This window comes from Sorangium sp. So ce1014 (assembly GCF_051521505.1).
GTDB lineage: Bacteria > Myxococcota_A > Polyangia > Polyangiales > Polyangiaceae > Sorangium.
The window spans coordinates 12,021,981-12,037,602 of record NZ_CP150356.1 but is presented as its reverse complement, the minus strand read 5'-3'; the positions used below and the strand labels follow the sequence as shown (position 1 = coordinate 12,037,602).

The 15,622-nt window shown below is 72.0% G+C and carries 12 protein-coding genes; 5 read left to right on the top strand and 7 right to left on the bottom strand.

Annotation, left to right across the window (positions count from 1 at the left end; all coding sequences use genetic code 11):
• The first annotated feature begins 45 nt into the window (after window positions 1-45).
• Both WME75_RS45370 and WME75_RS45365 read left to right on the top strand, forming a co-directional pair.
• Complete coding sequence (locus WME75_RS45370) at window positions 46-525, top strand: hypothetical protein (protein ID WP_437484563.1); 480 nt, start codon at window positions 46-48, stop codon at window positions 523-525.
• A 613-nt stretch (window positions 526-1,138) separates the two neighbouring features.
• Window positions 1,139-1,924, top strand: coding sequence for a hypothetical protein (locus WME75_RS45365; RefSeq protein WP_437484561.1), 786 nt, complete (start codon window positions 1,139-1,141; stop codon window positions 1,922-1,924).
• Between the two features lie 309 nt (window positions 1,925-2,233).
• Here WME75_RS45365 and WME75_RS45360 read toward each other — a convergent pair whose 3' ends face one another.
• The 5 genes from WME75_RS45360 to WME75_RS45340 all read right to left on the bottom strand — a co-directional run bounded on the left by WME75_RS45360 (window position 2,234) and on the right by WME75_RS45340 (window position 7,385).
• Window positions 2,234-3,397, bottom strand: coding sequence for a flavin reductase (locus WME75_RS45360; RefSeq protein WP_437484559.1), 1,164 nt, complete (start codon window positions 3,395-3,397; stop codon window positions 2,234-2,236).
• Window positions 3,398-3,472: 75 nt separating this feature from the next.
• A complete protein-coding gene (locus tag WME75_RS45355; protein WP_437484557.1) occupies window positions 3,473-3,841 on the bottom strand; it encodes a cupin domain-containing protein in 369 nt (122 codons plus the stop codon).
• Between the two features lie 14 nt (window positions 3,842-3,855).
• The gene (locus WME75_RS45350; protein ID WP_437484555.1) at window positions 3,856-4,320 is read right to left on the bottom strand and encodes a hypothetical protein; all 465 of its coding nucleotides are present in this window, start codon (window positions 4,318-4,320) and stop codon (window positions 3,856-3,858) included.
• A gap of 55 nt (window positions 4,321-4,375) precedes the next feature.
• The gene (locus WME75_RS45345; protein ID WP_437484553.1) at window positions 4,376-5,365 is read right to left on the bottom strand and encodes an FHA domain-containing protein; all 990 of its coding nucleotides are present in this window, start codon (window positions 5,363-5,365) and stop codon (window positions 4,376-4,378) included.
• 34 nt (window positions 5,366-5,399) lie between these two features.
• Complete coding sequence (locus WME75_RS45340; RefSeq protein ID WP_437484551.1) at window positions 5,400-7,385, bottom strand: methyl-accepting chemotaxis protein; 1,986 nt, start codon at window positions 7,383-7,385, stop codon at window positions 5,400-5,402.
• 410 nt (window positions 7,386-7,795) lie between these two features.
• Here WME75_RS45340 and WME75_RS45335 point away from each other — a divergent pair, with 410 nt between their 5' ends.
• Window positions 7,796-9,559, top strand: a complete 1,764-nt coding sequence (locus WME75_RS45335; RefSeq protein WP_437484549.1) for a sensor histidine kinase — start codon at window positions 7,796-7,798, stop codon at window positions 9,557-9,559.
• Between the two features lie 265 nt (window positions 9,560-9,824).
• Window positions 9,825-11,294: a Do family serine endopeptidase gene (locus WME75_RS45330; protein WP_437484547.1), complete on the top strand. Its 1,470-nt coding sequence runs from the start codon at window positions 9,825-9,827 to the stop codon at window positions 11,292-11,294.
• Window positions 11,295-11,321: 27 nt separating this feature from the next.
• Here the strand turns inward: WME75_RS45330 and WME75_RS45325 are convergent, their stop codons facing one another.
• Window positions 11,322-12,251 carry a phosphatase PAP2 family protein gene (locus WME75_RS45325; RefSeq protein ID WP_437484545.1) on the bottom strand — a complete coding sequence of 310 codons (930 nt, stop codon included), beginning with the start codon at window positions 12,249-12,251 and terminating at the stop codon, window positions 11,322-11,324.
• A gap of 325 nt (window positions 12,252-12,576) precedes the next feature.
• Window positions 12,577-14,442: a hypothetical protein gene (locus WME75_RS45320; RefSeq protein WP_437484544.1), complete on the bottom strand. Its 1,866-nt coding sequence runs from the start codon at window positions 14,440-14,442 to the stop codon at window positions 12,577-12,579.
• A 472-nt stretch (window positions 14,443-14,914) separates the two neighbouring features.
• Between WME75_RS45320 and WME75_RS45315 the strand changes: the two genes are divergently transcribed.
• Window positions 14,915-15,490 (top strand): hypothetical protein, encoded by a 576-nt coding sequence (locus WME75_RS45315; protein ID WP_437484542.1) that lies wholly within the window; start codon window positions 14,915-14,917, stop codon window positions 15,488-15,490.
• Window positions 15,491-15,622: the final 132 nt, after the last annotated feature.

Here is a 15,622-nt window from a genome sequence, read left to right as displayed (position 1 = left end):
AGCTCATGTGTGCGCGTCGTGCCCTCGCTTCACCCAGGCCTCGTCATGCATAAAACCGCGCTCGCCCTTTGGATCTCCGCCGTCTGTCTGTCGCTTGGCTGCGGATCGAACAACTCGGACATCGCGGGCAAGGCAGTCGTCGACGTGAGGGGCAAGCAGCTCGTGCTCGACACGGGCAACGACGGAAGAGATGTCGTCAACGAGTACGATCGTTGGGGAACGATATGCGGCGTGGAAGACGGCATGCAAGAGGTGTTTCTGGACGACAAAAATCGCAGCGACGGCTTCGTAAGCATACTGATCTACGACAGATCGACTGACACCAACGTCTATGTGCTCGCCGACGGATATGACTACACGGGTATCTGTAGTGTGACGGTCAAGGTGACGTCGAACGATCCCTACGAAGCGGACTTTTCGGTGGCGCCGTGCGATCTGGGTCGCGCCTTCGACGACGCCCCTGCGCGCCTCGTGTCGGCCTCCTTCCGTGTGGCGTCGTGTGAATACGACGGCCCGGGTGGATAGACGGCCCGCGTGCGGACACGCGCCGTGCCGGCAGCGCGCGGGTCCCCACCACGCCTCGGCGATCTGAGGCCGAATGGGCGCGCTCGGCCACGGGCCAGCGCCCCGAGCACCTTCCCGGCGCGCCGCCTTCCCGGTGCGAAAGCGCCCCACCTGGGCCTCGAACCCCGCCGCCTCCCTCCGCAAGCCCTGTCGGCCGCTCCGGGAGGCCACCCCCCGCGTCCCGGAGGCCATGCCGGCCGCTCTCGAAGCCTTGTCGGCCGCTCCGGAGGCCTTGTCGGCCGCTCCGGAAGGCCACCCCCCGCGTTCCGGAGGCCATGCCGGCCGCTCCGGAGGCATGTCGGTCCGCCCGACATGCCCTCCAGGCCGTCAAATCCGGCTCAAATCCCGGCCGCGCCGCCGTCCAGCCGGCCACCGAGGCCCTCGGACCTGCGCGACATCCCCTGAAAACCGCACCCCTGGGCCTTCAGGACCGCCCGACGGCCCTCTGGACCGGCCGACATGGCCTCCGCCACGCGCCGGGCACCTCCTCGCCGGACGCCGCGTTCGTGCGGGGCGCACCGCCGGCTTGCCGGCCGAGCGGGCTCCGTGCTCACCTTCCGTGAGGGAGGTTCAATTGAGCTCAGAGATCGAGATCGACGGCGAAGGTCCCAGCCGGCAGGTCCTCGCCGAGGCGCCGGCGCGCGCGCTGAAGTTCCTGTCGGCGGCGGGCAAGAACAGGCAGATCCGCGCGCTCCTCCGGGAGCGCGGCTACACCGACGAGGACCACAGGGAGGGCTGGGACATGCTCCACCGCGCCTCCGGCTTCGGCATCGGCGAGCCCGACGAGGTCGAGGACGCCGAGGTCGGCGCGGCGATCGCCGAGCTGGACGCGTGGGACGAGCCGCACTTCCGGATCATCCGCGCGGCGCTCGAGCGGCGCCACCCGCTCCAGGAGAAGTTCGTGTTCGACAACCTCACCCCGCAGGTCGGCGCGGCCGCGGTCGTGTCCGTGAAGACGCTGCTCGGCCGGCTCGACGCCCTCGAGAAGAGCGCGAAGCGCAAGCCGACCCGCAAGGACGACCACGCCGCGTTGGAGACGCTCGCGAAGCGCGGGTACACAAAGGAAGAACTCAGCCGCCTGCGGCACCTCGTTGACATCGCGTCGGGCGAGGGAACGGCGGCCGAGGAGGGCGACGGAGAAGAAACTGGCGGCGCCGAGCCGGTCAGGGCGGTCGTCGACAGTCAAGAGCACGTCGATGCGCTCCGCGCGCTTTATGCCTGGCACCGTGAATGGTCCGAGACGGCCCGCGCCATCATCAAGCGGCGCGACTTCCTGGTCCGGCTCGGCCTGGCGCACCGCAAGACCAAGGCGAAGGCCAAGCCGAGCCCCGCCGCGCCGCCCTCGCCGGACGTGTTCTGAGCGAACCCCGATCGCCAGCAGTTCAGCGTTGACCAGCGGCGGCCGATGTGCTGCCCCCTTTCATGCCCATCGTTCCGCGGAGCCGCGACCGCCCGCGGACCTCGCGGGCGGCGCGAGCGCGCCGAGCTGCCCAGCGGGCCTGGCTGCCTAGAGCGGCTCTCACTCGGATCTGATCCAGCCGTCGCAGAGCGGTGCTCAATCGCACAGGAGACGGGCCCAGATCGGCGTTTTCGGCGCGGAAGCGCACTCCAGTGCGCTGAGCACCGAAAACGTCGAGATGGGCCCGTATCCGAAGCGAGTGAGCACCGCTCACGCCTTGTGCGCGATCCAGAGCAGCGCGAGGCCGTTCATCCTGCGCTCGCGGCGATCGACCTCGAAGCCCGCGCCGCTCAGATCGGCGCTGAGCCGGTCCTCGGTGTGGCGGTAGGTGGCCTCCGCCGCGTCGGCCCACGCGAGCATCGCGTGGGCCGTCGACGGGTTGTACCGGTGGCTGCGCAGGTAGCCGGCCATCGCGACGCGGCTCATCCCCGGCGCAGGCTCCAGGAGAGCGACGCGGCCGCCCGGGCGGAGCACGCGCGCCGCCTCGGCCAGCACCGGGCCCGGCTCGGGCACGTGCAGGAGCAGGTTCGACGAGGTCACCACGTCGAACGAGGCGTCGGGGAACGGGAGCCGCGTCGCGAGCGCCTCCCGGAAGGTCACGTTGTCCAGGCCGAGCGCCTTCGCCCGCTGCGCAGCGCGCTCCACCATCGCCGCCGTCGCGTCGATCCCGACCGCCTCGTGGCACCGGCGCCCCATCTCGCGCGTCAGGCGGCCCGTGCCGCAGCCGAGGTCGAGACACCGATCCTCCACGCCCGGATCGACCAGCGTGACGAGCTCGTCGACGAGCGTCGCATAAGGGCCCTCCGCCTGCATGCGATCGAAGAAGTCGACGAGCTCGTGGAACGGGGTCGCCTGCTCCTTCGCGGCGTACCGGTCACGCCACCGCCAGACGTCGTCGAGCGCCTGGTACGTGCCCCGGTAATACAGGAGCGGTGCGCCCGCCTCGCCCCGGCCGGATGAGAGCGCGCGGCCGACATAGATGATGTGATCGCCGCCGTCGTACGCGTGCTCCACCTTGCAGTCGATGAAGGCGAGCACGTCCTTGAGGATCGGGCAGCCGGAGTCGGCCACATGCGCCTCGGTGAGCACCGCCTGCCGATCGAGGTCCGTCCCCTTGCCGGCGAACAGGTCCGAGATGTCCCGCTGCTGCTCCCGCAGGATGTTCACCGCGAAGACCCCCGACGCCTCGATGGCCGCGCTCGTGCGCGACCGCCGGTCCGCGCAGAACAGCACGAGCGGCGGGTCGAGCGAGACGGCGCTGAACGAGTTCACCGTCATCGCCTGCGGCGTACCGTCCTGCACCGTGGTCACGAGCGTGACCCCGGTCGCAAACTGGCCCAGCACCTTCCGGAACTCGGCGGGATCGAAGAGCATAGGGCATAGTACGCGCTCGGCGCGCACCGGGGATCCAGGATCTGCGCCTCTCGCGCCGCGCACGCGCGGCGCAGCTCACCCGGCGTCGCGCCGCGCGAGGTCCGGCGCGAAGGCCGGTATGCAGAGGGCGAAGTACTCGCTCTCCTCGTCGAACGGGTTGCTGTAGCGGACGCGCTGTTCAGGCTCCGTCCAGATGGCCTGGCCGGCAGCGAGGTCGACCGTCTCGCCCGCGATCTCGACCCGCATGCGGCCGCGGATCATGAGCGTCAGCTCGCCGAACGAGGGCGTCTGCGCCGGCTCGCTCCACCCCGGCGGGGCCACCATATGCGCCAGGCTGAAGCCGTCCGTGCCGGTGTTCACCCGGCCGAAGAGCTCCTCGATCAGCTTGCCACCAGGGACAGGGATCCGGGTCGCGGACGTGACGAGACGGTAAGGCTGCGCCATCGGGGGCCTCCAGATCAGAAGGCGCGGGTCCGATCGTCGGACACGCGGTAGAGCTGCATGAGCAGGTGGCGGCCGCCGAACGGCTGCAGGTAGCGGAGCGCCGCGACCTTGCTCGCCACGAAGCGGTGGTAACGCCGCGCCGGCACGACCACGAGATCGCCCGCGCCGACCCAGATCCGCAGCCACTCGTCGTCCATGCAGCGGATGTCGTAAAGGCCGTGCCCCTCGACGAACAGCCGCACCTCGTCGCCGAGATGGCAATGCTCGTCCGCCTCCCGCGCGCTCTCCGCCTCGTCGCGAGGATTGCTCGTGTCGCGGCGGACCTCCTCGTGGTCCGTCCATCCACGCTCCGCATGGATGTGCTGCAAGACAAGCGCGGCTGCGCCCGGGTCGAACGCGCCGCACCCGATCCCTTCCGCCAGCAGCTCCGCCTCGGTGTACTCGATCTCGCCTTCAGCGCTCATTCGGATCGCACGCATGCGCACCCTCCGGGACTGCGCTCTTCGACCTCTGCGCGCGCGCGACGTCAAGACGCTAACCGCGTCCAAGCATCCACATCAGGCCTGCAATGCTGAGACCCAGCACACCCAGCGCGAGCAACGCAATGAGCGCCTCCGTGAACCCCCACCCGCCGCCCTGCGCGACGCGAGGAGCCGCCGCTGCAGGCCGCGAGATCGGCGATAACGTGCTCACGGAGGCAGGCGGAGGCGTCGGCGTGGAATGCGCAGCGGGCTCTTCGGCCGAAGGGGGCTCGAACAGCGCGTCTGGACGGAGTGGCTCGCACGGGCTGCGCTCGATTTCGGCGAGCGCCTCGGCGGCCGGATGCTCGAATACGAGCCGATCGGCCGAGATCGCGAGCACCTGTCCAGGACGCCAGATCGTATCGAACTGAGGCACCGGAACGCCGTCGAGCGAGGCGCCGGAGCGCGATCCGAGGTCCTGAACTGAGAATTGATCCCCCCTGCGCGTAATGGCCACATGGCGGCGAGAGACGTCCGGGTCGTCGAGGCCAAGATCGGTGTCCTTGGCGCGTCCGACGAAGTAGGGCCGCGCCGACTCCGGAAGGCGCAGGACGCGGCCCTGGTCCGGGCCGTCGACGACGAGGACGCGCGGCGTGGGATCCTCGTCCTGAGCCGCCAGGCCGCGGGCGACAAGCTCGAGGGCGAGCTCCCTGGCGGCCACGGCCGGGGCTCCCTGCGGGACCGCCGCCTCGATCCGGAGCGCGAGCCACACGCGGCCGATGCGGATGCGGTCGCCGGTGCGCAGCGGCATGGCCGTGCGCGGGGCGATGCGGGTCTTGCCGAGGTAGGTGCCGTTGTCGCTGCCCTCGTCGAGGAGCAGGTAGGCGGCGCCGCGCTGCCGGATCGACGCGTGCCGGGGGCTCACGGTCGCGTCGGGGAGGCGGACCTCGCAGCCCTCCGCGCGGCCGAGGATGATGCGGGGCGCGTCCAGGGTCAGGGAGAGCTCGCCCCCGCCCTCCTTCCCCGCTCCGGCGGGCGCCAGCACCACGATCGTCAACGCCATCGACGCTGCCTCTGCGCGGAAGGGCGGCGAAGGGTCAAATCGCCGCCGTGCGACGCATCCGCTCGGCGGCGCTGACGAGCTGCCGCACGGCCTGATCCTGCTGCCGCGCCGCCTCCTCGATGCGCTTGCCGGCCTCGACGAGCTGCTCGCCGCCGCGCGTCTGGCTCCGGTGCGAGGCGTTGAGGCTGTGGACCATGTTCGAGATCTGCTCGATCGCGCTCGTGATCTGGCGCCCGCCGCGCGCCTGCTCCTGGCTCGACCGCTCCACGTGCTGCGTGATGGTCCGCATCTTCTCCGCGCTCTTCATGATGAGCTCCGAGCCGCGCGCCTGCTCCGCCGTGGCGGCGGCGATCTGCTGCACCGTCTCGGCGATGCGGCCGATCGCGTCCGTGACCTGCTTCGACCCCTTGGCCTGCTCGACCGTGGCGCGGGCGATGGCGCGCACCATGTTGGTCGACTTCTGCGAGCTCTCGAGGATCTTCTTCAGGGCCCGCTCGGCCTCGTTCGACACCTCGACGCCGCGGTCGACGTTGTGCGCGCCGCGCTCCACGGCGGCGATCGCGTTCTTCGACTCGGACTGGATCGTCTTGATGAGCTCCGCGATCTCCTTCGTGCTGCCGCCGGCGCGCTCGGCGAGGTCCTTGATCTCGTCGGCGACGACGGCGAAGCCCTTGCCGTGCTCGCCGGCCTGGGCGGCGATGATCGCGGCGTTCAGCGCGAGCAGGTTCGTCTGCTCGGCGACGTCGTCGATGACGGCCAGGATCTGCCCGATCGCCTCGATGCGGAAGCCGAGGTTCGAGATGACGGCCACGGCCTCCTGGCTCGACTCCTTGATGCGGTAGATCTCGCCGATCGTCTTCAGGATGGCCTCGGCGCCCTTCTCGGCGTCGGTCGCCACCTCCTCCGAGAGCCGGGCCGTCTCGTTCGCGTTCGACTGGACCTGGTCGATGGAGACGTCCATCTGGTTCATCGAGGAGCTCGTCTCCTCGGCCGTCAGCGCCAGGGCGTCGACGTTCTTCGCGACCTCGCGGATCGAGTACGCCATCTCCTCGATCGACGAGACCGTCTCGCGCACGCTCGACCCGAGCTCGCCGACGTTCTCGGCGACCTCCTCGTTGGTGGCCGTCATCTCGAGGATGCTCGAGCTCGACTCCTCCGCGCTCGACGCGAGCGACTCGACCGACTGGGCGATGTTGGCGAGGGCGGTCGTCATCTCGCGGATGTAGACGGTGGCCTGCTCGCTCGCGTGCATGACGCTGCTCACGCCGTCGCTGAGCTTGGGCAGGAGCTCGTCGAGGAGCATGGTGGCCTGGGCCAGCTCCGTCCGGCGCTGCTTGTCGCGCAGCTCGGCCTGGGTGATCCGCTCCGCGATGCCGGTGAGCTCCGTGTAGAGGCGCGAGAGCTCGGGCGGCGCGCCCTGAGGGACGCGCACCCGCTCGCCGGCGGTGGCGCGCAGCACGGCGTCGACGAGCGCGTCGACGTCGATGTCGGGGCCCCGCTGCGCGAGGTCGTTCACCTTGCGGGTGAGCGTCGCGCACTCCCGCTCCAGGGTGTCGCGCTCCTTCACGAGCCCGTCGCGCTCGCGGCTCAGGGCGTCCCGCTCCCGCTCCAGGACGTCGCGCTGCCGCTCGACCCCGTCGCGCTCGCGGCTGAGGCCGTCCCGCTCGCGCGCGAGCTTGTCGCGCTCCTCCGCGAGCGCGTGGCGCTCCTCCGCGAGCTCGACCTGTCGGCCGGCGATCTCGGCGATCTGCTCGTAGGTCTCGGCGACGTCGGCGGGGGCGCCCTCGGGCAGCTTGGGGCGCTTGCCCCGCGCGGCCGCGCGGAGCGCGTCGCGCAGGCCTCCGAGGGGGACGCCGCCCTTGCCCGCGAGGCTCGCGTACACCACCGCCACCGCCGCGGAGAGACCGAAGAACATGAACAGCTGGCTCGAGAACTCCGCCAGCGGCTTCGACGCGAGACTCAACCCGAAGCCGATGAGCAGGAGGATTACGGCGATGGCGATGGAGAGCTTGGAGTTCATTTCGTGCGTTCCAGCGCGATCGAGCAGCGGCGCGTGCGTGGCCCAACGTGCACCCGACGACCCCGAGGACGACCGAGCGTAAGAGGCGAGTGCCCCCCGGTGCAAGGAGAGCGCGCGGCAGAAGCGCGGCGAGGCGCCGCCGGCAGGCGAGCAGCGGACCGAGCGCTCCTGGGCAGAGGCGCAGGGTCGGGCCGCACTGTGGCCCCGGCGTGTGGGGAAGTCGCGATGAACTTGGACGACCTCGACCCGATCGCGTATGCACGGAGATGCGGCGAAGAAGGTTCGCGCCGCGGGGGCTCGGCACGGGCGCCGTTCCCTCCACGCCCGATCCCTGAACACCGCCGCAGGCCGCGGCGGCCGCCCGGCCGTCCTGGCCGCCGGGGTGGCCATGCGGCCGCGGCCGCCCCGCCATGCCCCTCGCCGCTCGCCTCCTGCTCGCCTTCGGGCTCGTCGCGATCATCGCGACGGCCTTCGTCGGCCTGACCTTGCGAGAGGCGTCGCGCGAGATCATCGAGAGCGGCTTCGCCGATCGGATCGCCGCGGCGCACGCCGGCGTCCGGCAGCAGCTCGTGTGGGAGGCCGAGGCGCTGCGCGATCTCTTGCCGCCGCTCTGCCAGCACGACACGTTCGTCGACAAGGCCCACGTCGAGCTGGAGCGGGGCAAGGGCGACCCGGACGCGATGGACCCGGGCAGCCGCATCGCGCTGCGCCGGCAGGTCCCGAGCCAGGCCAAGGCGCTGCGCCTCGACGAGCTGTCGCTCGTGGCGAGCAACGGGAGCGTCCTCGCGGCCGAGGACGCCTCGCGCATCGGCGCCCGCGACCCGCGGCTCGCGGAGCTGATCAAGGCCCCCGGGGGCGCGCCGCGGCTCCGGCCGGCGAAGGCGGGCGGCGAGCCGTCGCTGGAGGTCCACTGCGCCCTGTCGCGCCACGGGGTGACGCTCGGCCTCGTGGGGGCGCGGCGGATCGGCCCGGTGCTCGCGCGGATCGGCGACGCGTACCACGTGCGGCTCACGGCGGCGGCCGAGGGGCGGCCCGCCCCCCGGAGCGGCGAGGCCGACGTGGTGCGCGTCCTCGACTTCGCGGAGATCCCGGGCCTCGACGTGGTCGCCTCGGTGTCGCGCGAGCCGCTGAAGCAGGCGCTGGCCCGGCTCGATCGCGCGATCGCCCTGACCGGCGCCACGGTGCTGGCGATCGCGCTCGGGATCGCGGTGGTGCTGGCGCGCAGCCTGTCGCGGCCGATCGCGGCGCTGGCCCGCGAGACGCGCGAGGTGATGAGCGGCGCGCCGCGGCGGGTGGAGGGGCGCGGGGGGCGGGAGATCGCGGATCTCGCGGCGGCGTTCAACGCGACCATCGACGAGCTCGCGGCGATGCGCAAGCGCCTGGCGGCGACCGAGCGGATCGCGGCGCGGCGCGAGGTCGCGCGCCAGATCGCCCACGAGATCAAGAACCCGCTGGCGCCCATCCGCGCGGCGGTGGAGACGCTGCGGCGGCTGCGGCAGCGCGAGGATCCGGCGTTCGACGACTACTTCGAGGAGGCGACGTCGACGGTGCTGAACGAGGTGCACCGGATCGCGAACATCGTGACCGAGTTCACGCGGTTCGCCCGGCTGCCCGCGCCCCACCTGGAGCCGGTCGACCTCGTGGCGATCGCGCGCGGGGTGGTCACGCTGCACGCCGCGCCGGCGGGCGAGGCGATGGTCACCGAGACGCGCGGGACGGGCGGCGCGGCGGCGGCGCGCGTGGAGCTCGCGGCCGACGCGATCCCGCGGGTGTCCGCGGACCGGGACCAGATGATCCAGGTGCTCACGAACCTGGTCCAGAACGGGCTGGACGCGGCGGGCGCGATCCGGCGCGATCCGCGCGTCTCGGTGACGATCGGCCCGCTGCCGAACGACCGCGTGCGGATCGTGGTGCGCGACAACGGGCCGGGCGTGGCCGACGACATGGTGCCGCGCCTGTTCGAGCCGTACGCGACGAGCAAGGAGAAGGGGACGGGGCTGGGGCTCGCGATCGCGCAGCGGATCGTGTTCGAGCACGGCGGGGAGATCAGCTACCGCAAGGCCCAGAAGGGGGGCGCGGTCTTCGAGGTCTGGCTGCCGGTCGGGGGGCCGCCCCTCCTGGAGAAGCCGCCGGGGGAGACCACGGTGCGGCCGCGGGGGCCGGAGGCGCCGTGACGGGGATCGCTCCCGCGGCGCGCGCCCGCCACAGCGCCGCGCGCCGCCGGGAGGACCTGAGACAAAACGCCCCGGCGGAAGCGGCCGTGGACCTCCGCGGTGCTGCCCTCGCTCCGGAGGAAGCGGAGGACGTGGAGAGAGCCGGCGCGTCGTCGGCGCTGGCCGGCTCATCCAGGGTGCGAGCCGGCGGCCGGACGCGGCGCGCCGGGGCATGGGAGATGAATGCGGCGCCGGCATGCATGCACGCTGGGCTCTTTCTCTCGCCGTGATCACCGCGCTTCCGCTCGGCTGCCTGGACCGGGGGGAGCGCCGGGGCGAGCAGACCGCCGAGGCGACCCCGCCTGCGCCGGGGCCGCTCGACGTGCCGCCCTCCGCCCGCGAGGCGGTCTCGCTCCAGGAGGGATTCGCCCCGATCGTGTCGCGCGTGAGCGCCGCGGTCGTGAACGTCTCCTCGGTGCGGTTCGTGCGCCCGCCGGTCCCGGAGCGCATCCCGTTCTTCTCGAACCCGTACTTCCGCGAGTTCTTCGGGATGGACGGCGACGCGCAGCGCGGACCGGACGGCCAGCCGCCGGGCCCTCGAGTGCAGCGCGAGCAGAGCCTCGGATCGGGCGTGATCGTGTCGCGCGAGGGCCACGTGATCACCAACGCGCACGTGGTCCAGGACGCCAGCCAGGTGCGCGTCGCCCTGCCGGGCAGGCCGGAGATGAAGGCGACGGTCGTCGGCGTGGACGCGAAGACCGACGTCGCGGTGCTGAAGCTCGACGGGGGCGAGTTCGCGTTCGCGCCGTTCGGCGACTCGGACGCGGTGCGCGTGGGGGACCTCGCGCTCGCGCTCGGCAACCCGTTCGGCATCGGCCAGACCGTCACCCAGGGGATCATCAGCGCCGTCGGCCGCGGCAACATGGGGATCGTCGATTACGAGGACTTCCTCCAGACCGACGCGGCCATCAACCCGGGCAACTCGGGGGGCGCGCTCGTCAACATGGCGGGAGAGCTCATCGGGATCAACACGGCCATCCTCTCGCGCGGCGCGCAGGGCAACCAGGGGATCGGGTTCGCCGTGCCCTCGAAGCTCGCCCGCGCGGTGATGGAGCAGATCGTGGAGCACGGCCGCGTGATCCGCGGCGCGCTCGGCGTCGCGATCCAGGACGTGTCGCCCTCGCTCGCCGAGGCGCTCGGGCTCCCGCAGGACACGCGCGGCGCGGTGGTCAGCGACGTGTCCGAGGGGAGCGCCGCCGACAAGGCCGGCCTCCGGCGCGGCGACGTGATCGTCGCGCTGCGCGGGGAGCACCTGACCGACGGCCGCGACCTGCGGATGCGCATCGCCGAGACGAAGCCGGGCACGCCGGTGGAGATGCGCGTGCTCCGCGACGGGCGGAACCTGGAGCTCACCGCGACGCTCGACGAGCTGCCGGAGCCGAAGCCGGAGGCGCCCACGCCGGCGCCCACGCCGACCGGCGCGCTCGGGATCGAGATCGCCGCGCTCTCGGACGACCTGCGGCGGCGGTTCGAGATCCCGGCCGACGTGAAGGGCGCGCTCGTCCTGGGGCTGAGCCCGGGCAGCCCTGCCGCGCGGGCCGGGCTGATGCCGGGGGACGTCGTCCTGGAGGCGAACCGGAAGGCGGTGACGAGCCCCGAGCAGCTGAAGCAGGAGGTCGACGCGACGGGGAAGCAGCCGGTGCTGCTCCTGGCGTGGCGGGAGGGGAAGACGCGGTTCGTGCTTGTGGAGCGGTGAGCCGCGGCGGCGGGCCGGCGCGGCCGTTCAGCCAGGGGGCGGCCGGCCGTCGATCTTGCTCGGCCGGCGCCGCGCGACCTCGATCCCCGAGATGCAGACGGCCAGCCACACGCCGCCCGCGGCGAACCCCGCGAGCACGTCGCTCAGGTAGTGCACGCCGAGGTACATCCGGCTGAAGCCCATCGCCACGGTCCAGCCGAGCGCGAACGCGACGAACGCCAGGCGAGCGCGGAGCGTCCGGAGGAACAGGAACGCGAGGTACGAGAGCATGCCGAAGGTCACGAACGTGCCCATCGAGTGTCCGCTCGGGAAGCTCCACCCCTGGGCGACCGCGAGCGGCTCGTCGAACAGCGGCCGCGGCCGCGCGAACAGGGCCTTGAGCGCCCGGTTGAGGAGCCCGCCCCCGGCGAGGGCGATGAGCCAGCCGATCGCGAGGACGCGCTGCCGCCGCTTCAGCAGGACCGCGGCCACGACGATCGCCAGCGCCGTGAGCGCCCAGCCGCTGCCGAGGTGCGTGAAGGCGTGGAGCGCCGTCACGCCGGCGCTGCTCGACGACGCGTGGAGCGCGCGCGCCAGCGCGAGATCGACCTGAACGATCGACGCGCCGCCGCTCACCGCCTCAGCGAGCGCGACGAACACGAGCGCGCCCAGGGTGAGCACGAGGCCGAGGCCGAGGTGGATCACGACGTACTCGGCCGCGGAGAGCTCGTGGAGCACGCGCGCGACCCCGGGGAACCGGGTCGAGAGCCGCTGCGTGACCGGGTGCTCGGCCGCCGCGCGGTAGGCCCCGGCGGCCCGCGCCCACAGCGCCCGCGCGTGGCGCTCGGAGAGGCGGGCGACCGCGACGAGCCCGAGGAGCACCCCCACCGTTCCGGCCAGGAGCAGCGCGAGCAGCAGAAGAGGCCGCGCGCCGAGCGCCGAGGCGAGCTGGTCCGCGCGGAGATCCAGCGCTTCCATGGCGGAGCTCTAGCACGCGGCCCTGCCGCGGGGCTCGCTCGGGGCACGAGCGACACGAGGGCTTCCGGCGCCGAGAGATCGCGCACATGGGCGAGGTGGATCTCGTCGTCGGGGACGGAGTACACGTAATCCTCGATGTGGCGGGTCGCCGCGTCGCTCGCGGTGGGCCGGAAGAGAGACAAGGAGAGGGAGTGATGGAAAAGCTCGTTCTCGAGCCGTACGACGGAGGAGGTGTATTGGCCGGCGGAGGCGGAGGGGGCGAGGCAGGCTGGGATAGAGCGCTGAGCGGGCGTCGAGGGGCTGCCTCGAGCAGGGTGACCCGGCGTCAGCGTCGGGATGCAGCCGCCGCGGTGGACACGGCGAGGCGCCGGAAATGCTCGATGCCGAGGAGGTTGCACAGGGTCTCCAGGTGCTGCCGGCGCGCCCTGTGCTCGTCCAGCAGGCGAGCGACGGGCCCGTGCCCGAGCAGATCCACGGCGATGCTGTCTCGCGAAAGGAGCACGTCGCGCGCGTAGGCGTGGAGCGGCCCCGCGATCGCGTCGGCGCGCATGGCGTCCGCCGAGCGGCGCTCCTTGACCGAGCGGCCGCGCCACGCGGCGGCCGCTCGCCAGATCTCGCCGGTGACATAGAGCAGATCGCGCGCGAGCCGGCGCGTGACCCCGGCCCCCTGGAGCGGAAGCAGGGAGTTATCGTTCACGAGGATGCTGCGCGCGGACGGCAAGAAGCGGCGCACGATGGCGTCGTGGAGGGCCGCGTGCGTGCTTATCGGGGAGGGCAAGCTGAACGCCAGCCGCACGACGGATGGGCTCGCGTACGGGGTGAAGGTCCTCCACCAGAGGAAACGCGACGTGAGCGCGCCCCAGCGGCCATACCGCTCGAAGAGGTAGAATTGATCGAGCACGTCGTGCAGGTCGGGCGAGCGCCCGAACATCGCCTCGATCACCGCCAGCGTGCGCTCGCGGACGGCGGCCGGAGGATCGGGTGAGCGGTAGCTCAGCGCGGTCAGGCGGCGCCACTTCCGGACGAAGAACGCCGCGACGTCGCCGGCGCTGGCGCGGGCCACCCGCCGGTACTGGCCGGGGCGAGCGTAGTAATAGCCACGGAAGATCTCGCCTCCACCCCCTTCGAAGTTCAGGGGGCGCTCGTCGTCCCAGCTCGGATAGCTGTCGATGGCGCGCTTGGCGCTGGAATCGCCGTTCATGTGAAACGCGATGAGATCCGCGTGACGGCTGAAATCATCGTGGATGGGCATGTCCAGCTCGCGGTGCGCGTGGCGCACGCCCGAGAGGGCGGCGATGCGCCTGGCCACGCGCACGTCGAGGCTGTCGGCCGCGCCGGTGGTCCTGGCGACGATGCGCTCCGCCGGCACGACCGACGCGAGCAGCGCAAAGGCCGCGCGGCTGTCGATGCCCGCGGTCAGGTCGGCCTGGACCGTGTCGCAGCTCGCCGCGGCGAAGCGCGCGTTCTCGCGCATGTTGTCGACGATCTGGTCGGTCCGCTCCCTGATCGCGGCCGCGTCACGCGCGTCGATGCGGCGCTCGAACAGCCCGAGCGGCGCGGCGAGCCGCTCCAGGCGGCCACCCCGGAAGCGCAGCCAGCGCGCAGGATCGCACGGCTCGACGCCCGCGAGCAGCGGCCGCCCGCCGATGGACCAGTCGGCCGCGAGGATCGAGCACGCCGAGGCGTGGTCGATCTCGACAGGGCACGCCCCGGTCGCCGCGAGCGCGACGTCGTGCGGAGAGACGTGGAGGACCCCGCCCGCGTGCAGGGTGCGCAGCGCCCGGCGGCCGAGCAGATCCGAGATCACCGCGACCGTGCGCTCCGCGCGGTCGACGACGATGGCGGAGAAGTTGCCGTCGAGCGCAGCCACGGCGGCCCCGCCGCCCGACATCCAGGCGCGGAGGACGGCGCTCGCGGGCGACGCCCTGGATTCGCCTTGCAGGTCGCCGAACAACAGCACGGCGTGCGTGTCGGTGACCACCTGCTCGATCAGGGCGAGCCGCGGCCGCGGCTCCGGCACGAGGAGCGCCCACCCGCCGCCCACCTCCGGCAGGACCGCCAGCGTGATCCGGGGCTCCGGGCCCACCGACGGCATCCGTTCGCCGAGGAGCAGCGCCGTACGGCGAAGAAACGCGGCAGGGTCGCGGTCGTTCGCGTCCGGCAGGTTGAAGGCGGCGATGAATGAAATCAAGGGATCCTCAACTGACCTGGGATACCCGCCCAGAAAAGCAGGTGATGCGGGTGATACCGGTGATGGAGAGCGACCGCGATGAGGGCCAGTACGGAGAAGCGCGCACGCGAGCGCGAATCTAGGCGGGGCTCCCCCATCGCCGCAAGCACCCGAGCGCCGCGTCCATTTTCTGTTTTGCCAATTGACACAACAGAAATTCCGCCTCATCCTGCCCTCCGTGACAGCAGCACCAGGCCGGCCGCGCGGCAGACCGAGGAAAGATCCAGAGCGGCTCTCGACATGGGTCCCGCCCGACGGCTGGTCACGCCTGGTTGCGTGGGTCTCGCCGGAGGAGCGGAAAGCGCTGAAGCGCGTGGCGCTCGAGGCGAGCACCTCTGTCGCGGATCTGGTGCGCGCCCTGGCGAGCGGCCTCGCCGGGGGCGTCATCACACCGGAAGAGCTACTCGGCCACGTGAGAAAGGGCATTCAGGTCATGGAAAAGATTCCGACGATCTTCGATCGTGGCGACGACTTCAAGGTGCTCCCGCGGCCGCGCCAGGGCTGCGAGTGGGTCTTTGCGGGCGAGGGCCGCCCCACCGAGAAGCTCGACGGCACGAACGTGCGGCTGACCGTTCGCTCGGGCCATGTGGTCCGGGTCGAGAAGCGCAGGAACCCGAGCAAGCTCCAGAAGCAGCAGGGAATCATCGACGGCTGGTACGTCGACGCGGACGAGCACGGACCGGAAGACAAGTGGATCTTCGAGGCGGTTCGCGAGACCGACTTCGTGCGCTGGCCGGACGGCGAGCACTCGGCCGAGGCGCTCGGGCCGAGCATCCAGGGCAACTCGCTCGGGCTGACAAGGCACCTTTGCGTCCCGTTCAACCTCGAGATCCCCGTCTACGACGAGGTCGCGAGGACGTATGATGGCCTCCACAGCCTGTTCTCGCACCTGGAGAGCCGCTTCTCCCCGGGCCACCTCGCCGAGGGGATCGTGTTCCACCACCCCGACGGCCGGCGCGCCAAGATCAAGCGCAAGGATTTCCCCGGGGCCTCCGTGAAGTCGCGCTGAGGCGACGGTCGACGAGAGCGTCTCTCCGATTCGCTATCTCTCATCCACTCATCCACGAGCACCGCATCCCGCGGCAGACCACCGGCCCCAGCCTGCCCGTCACGCCATCCTGTCCGGCGGGGGCAGGTGTCA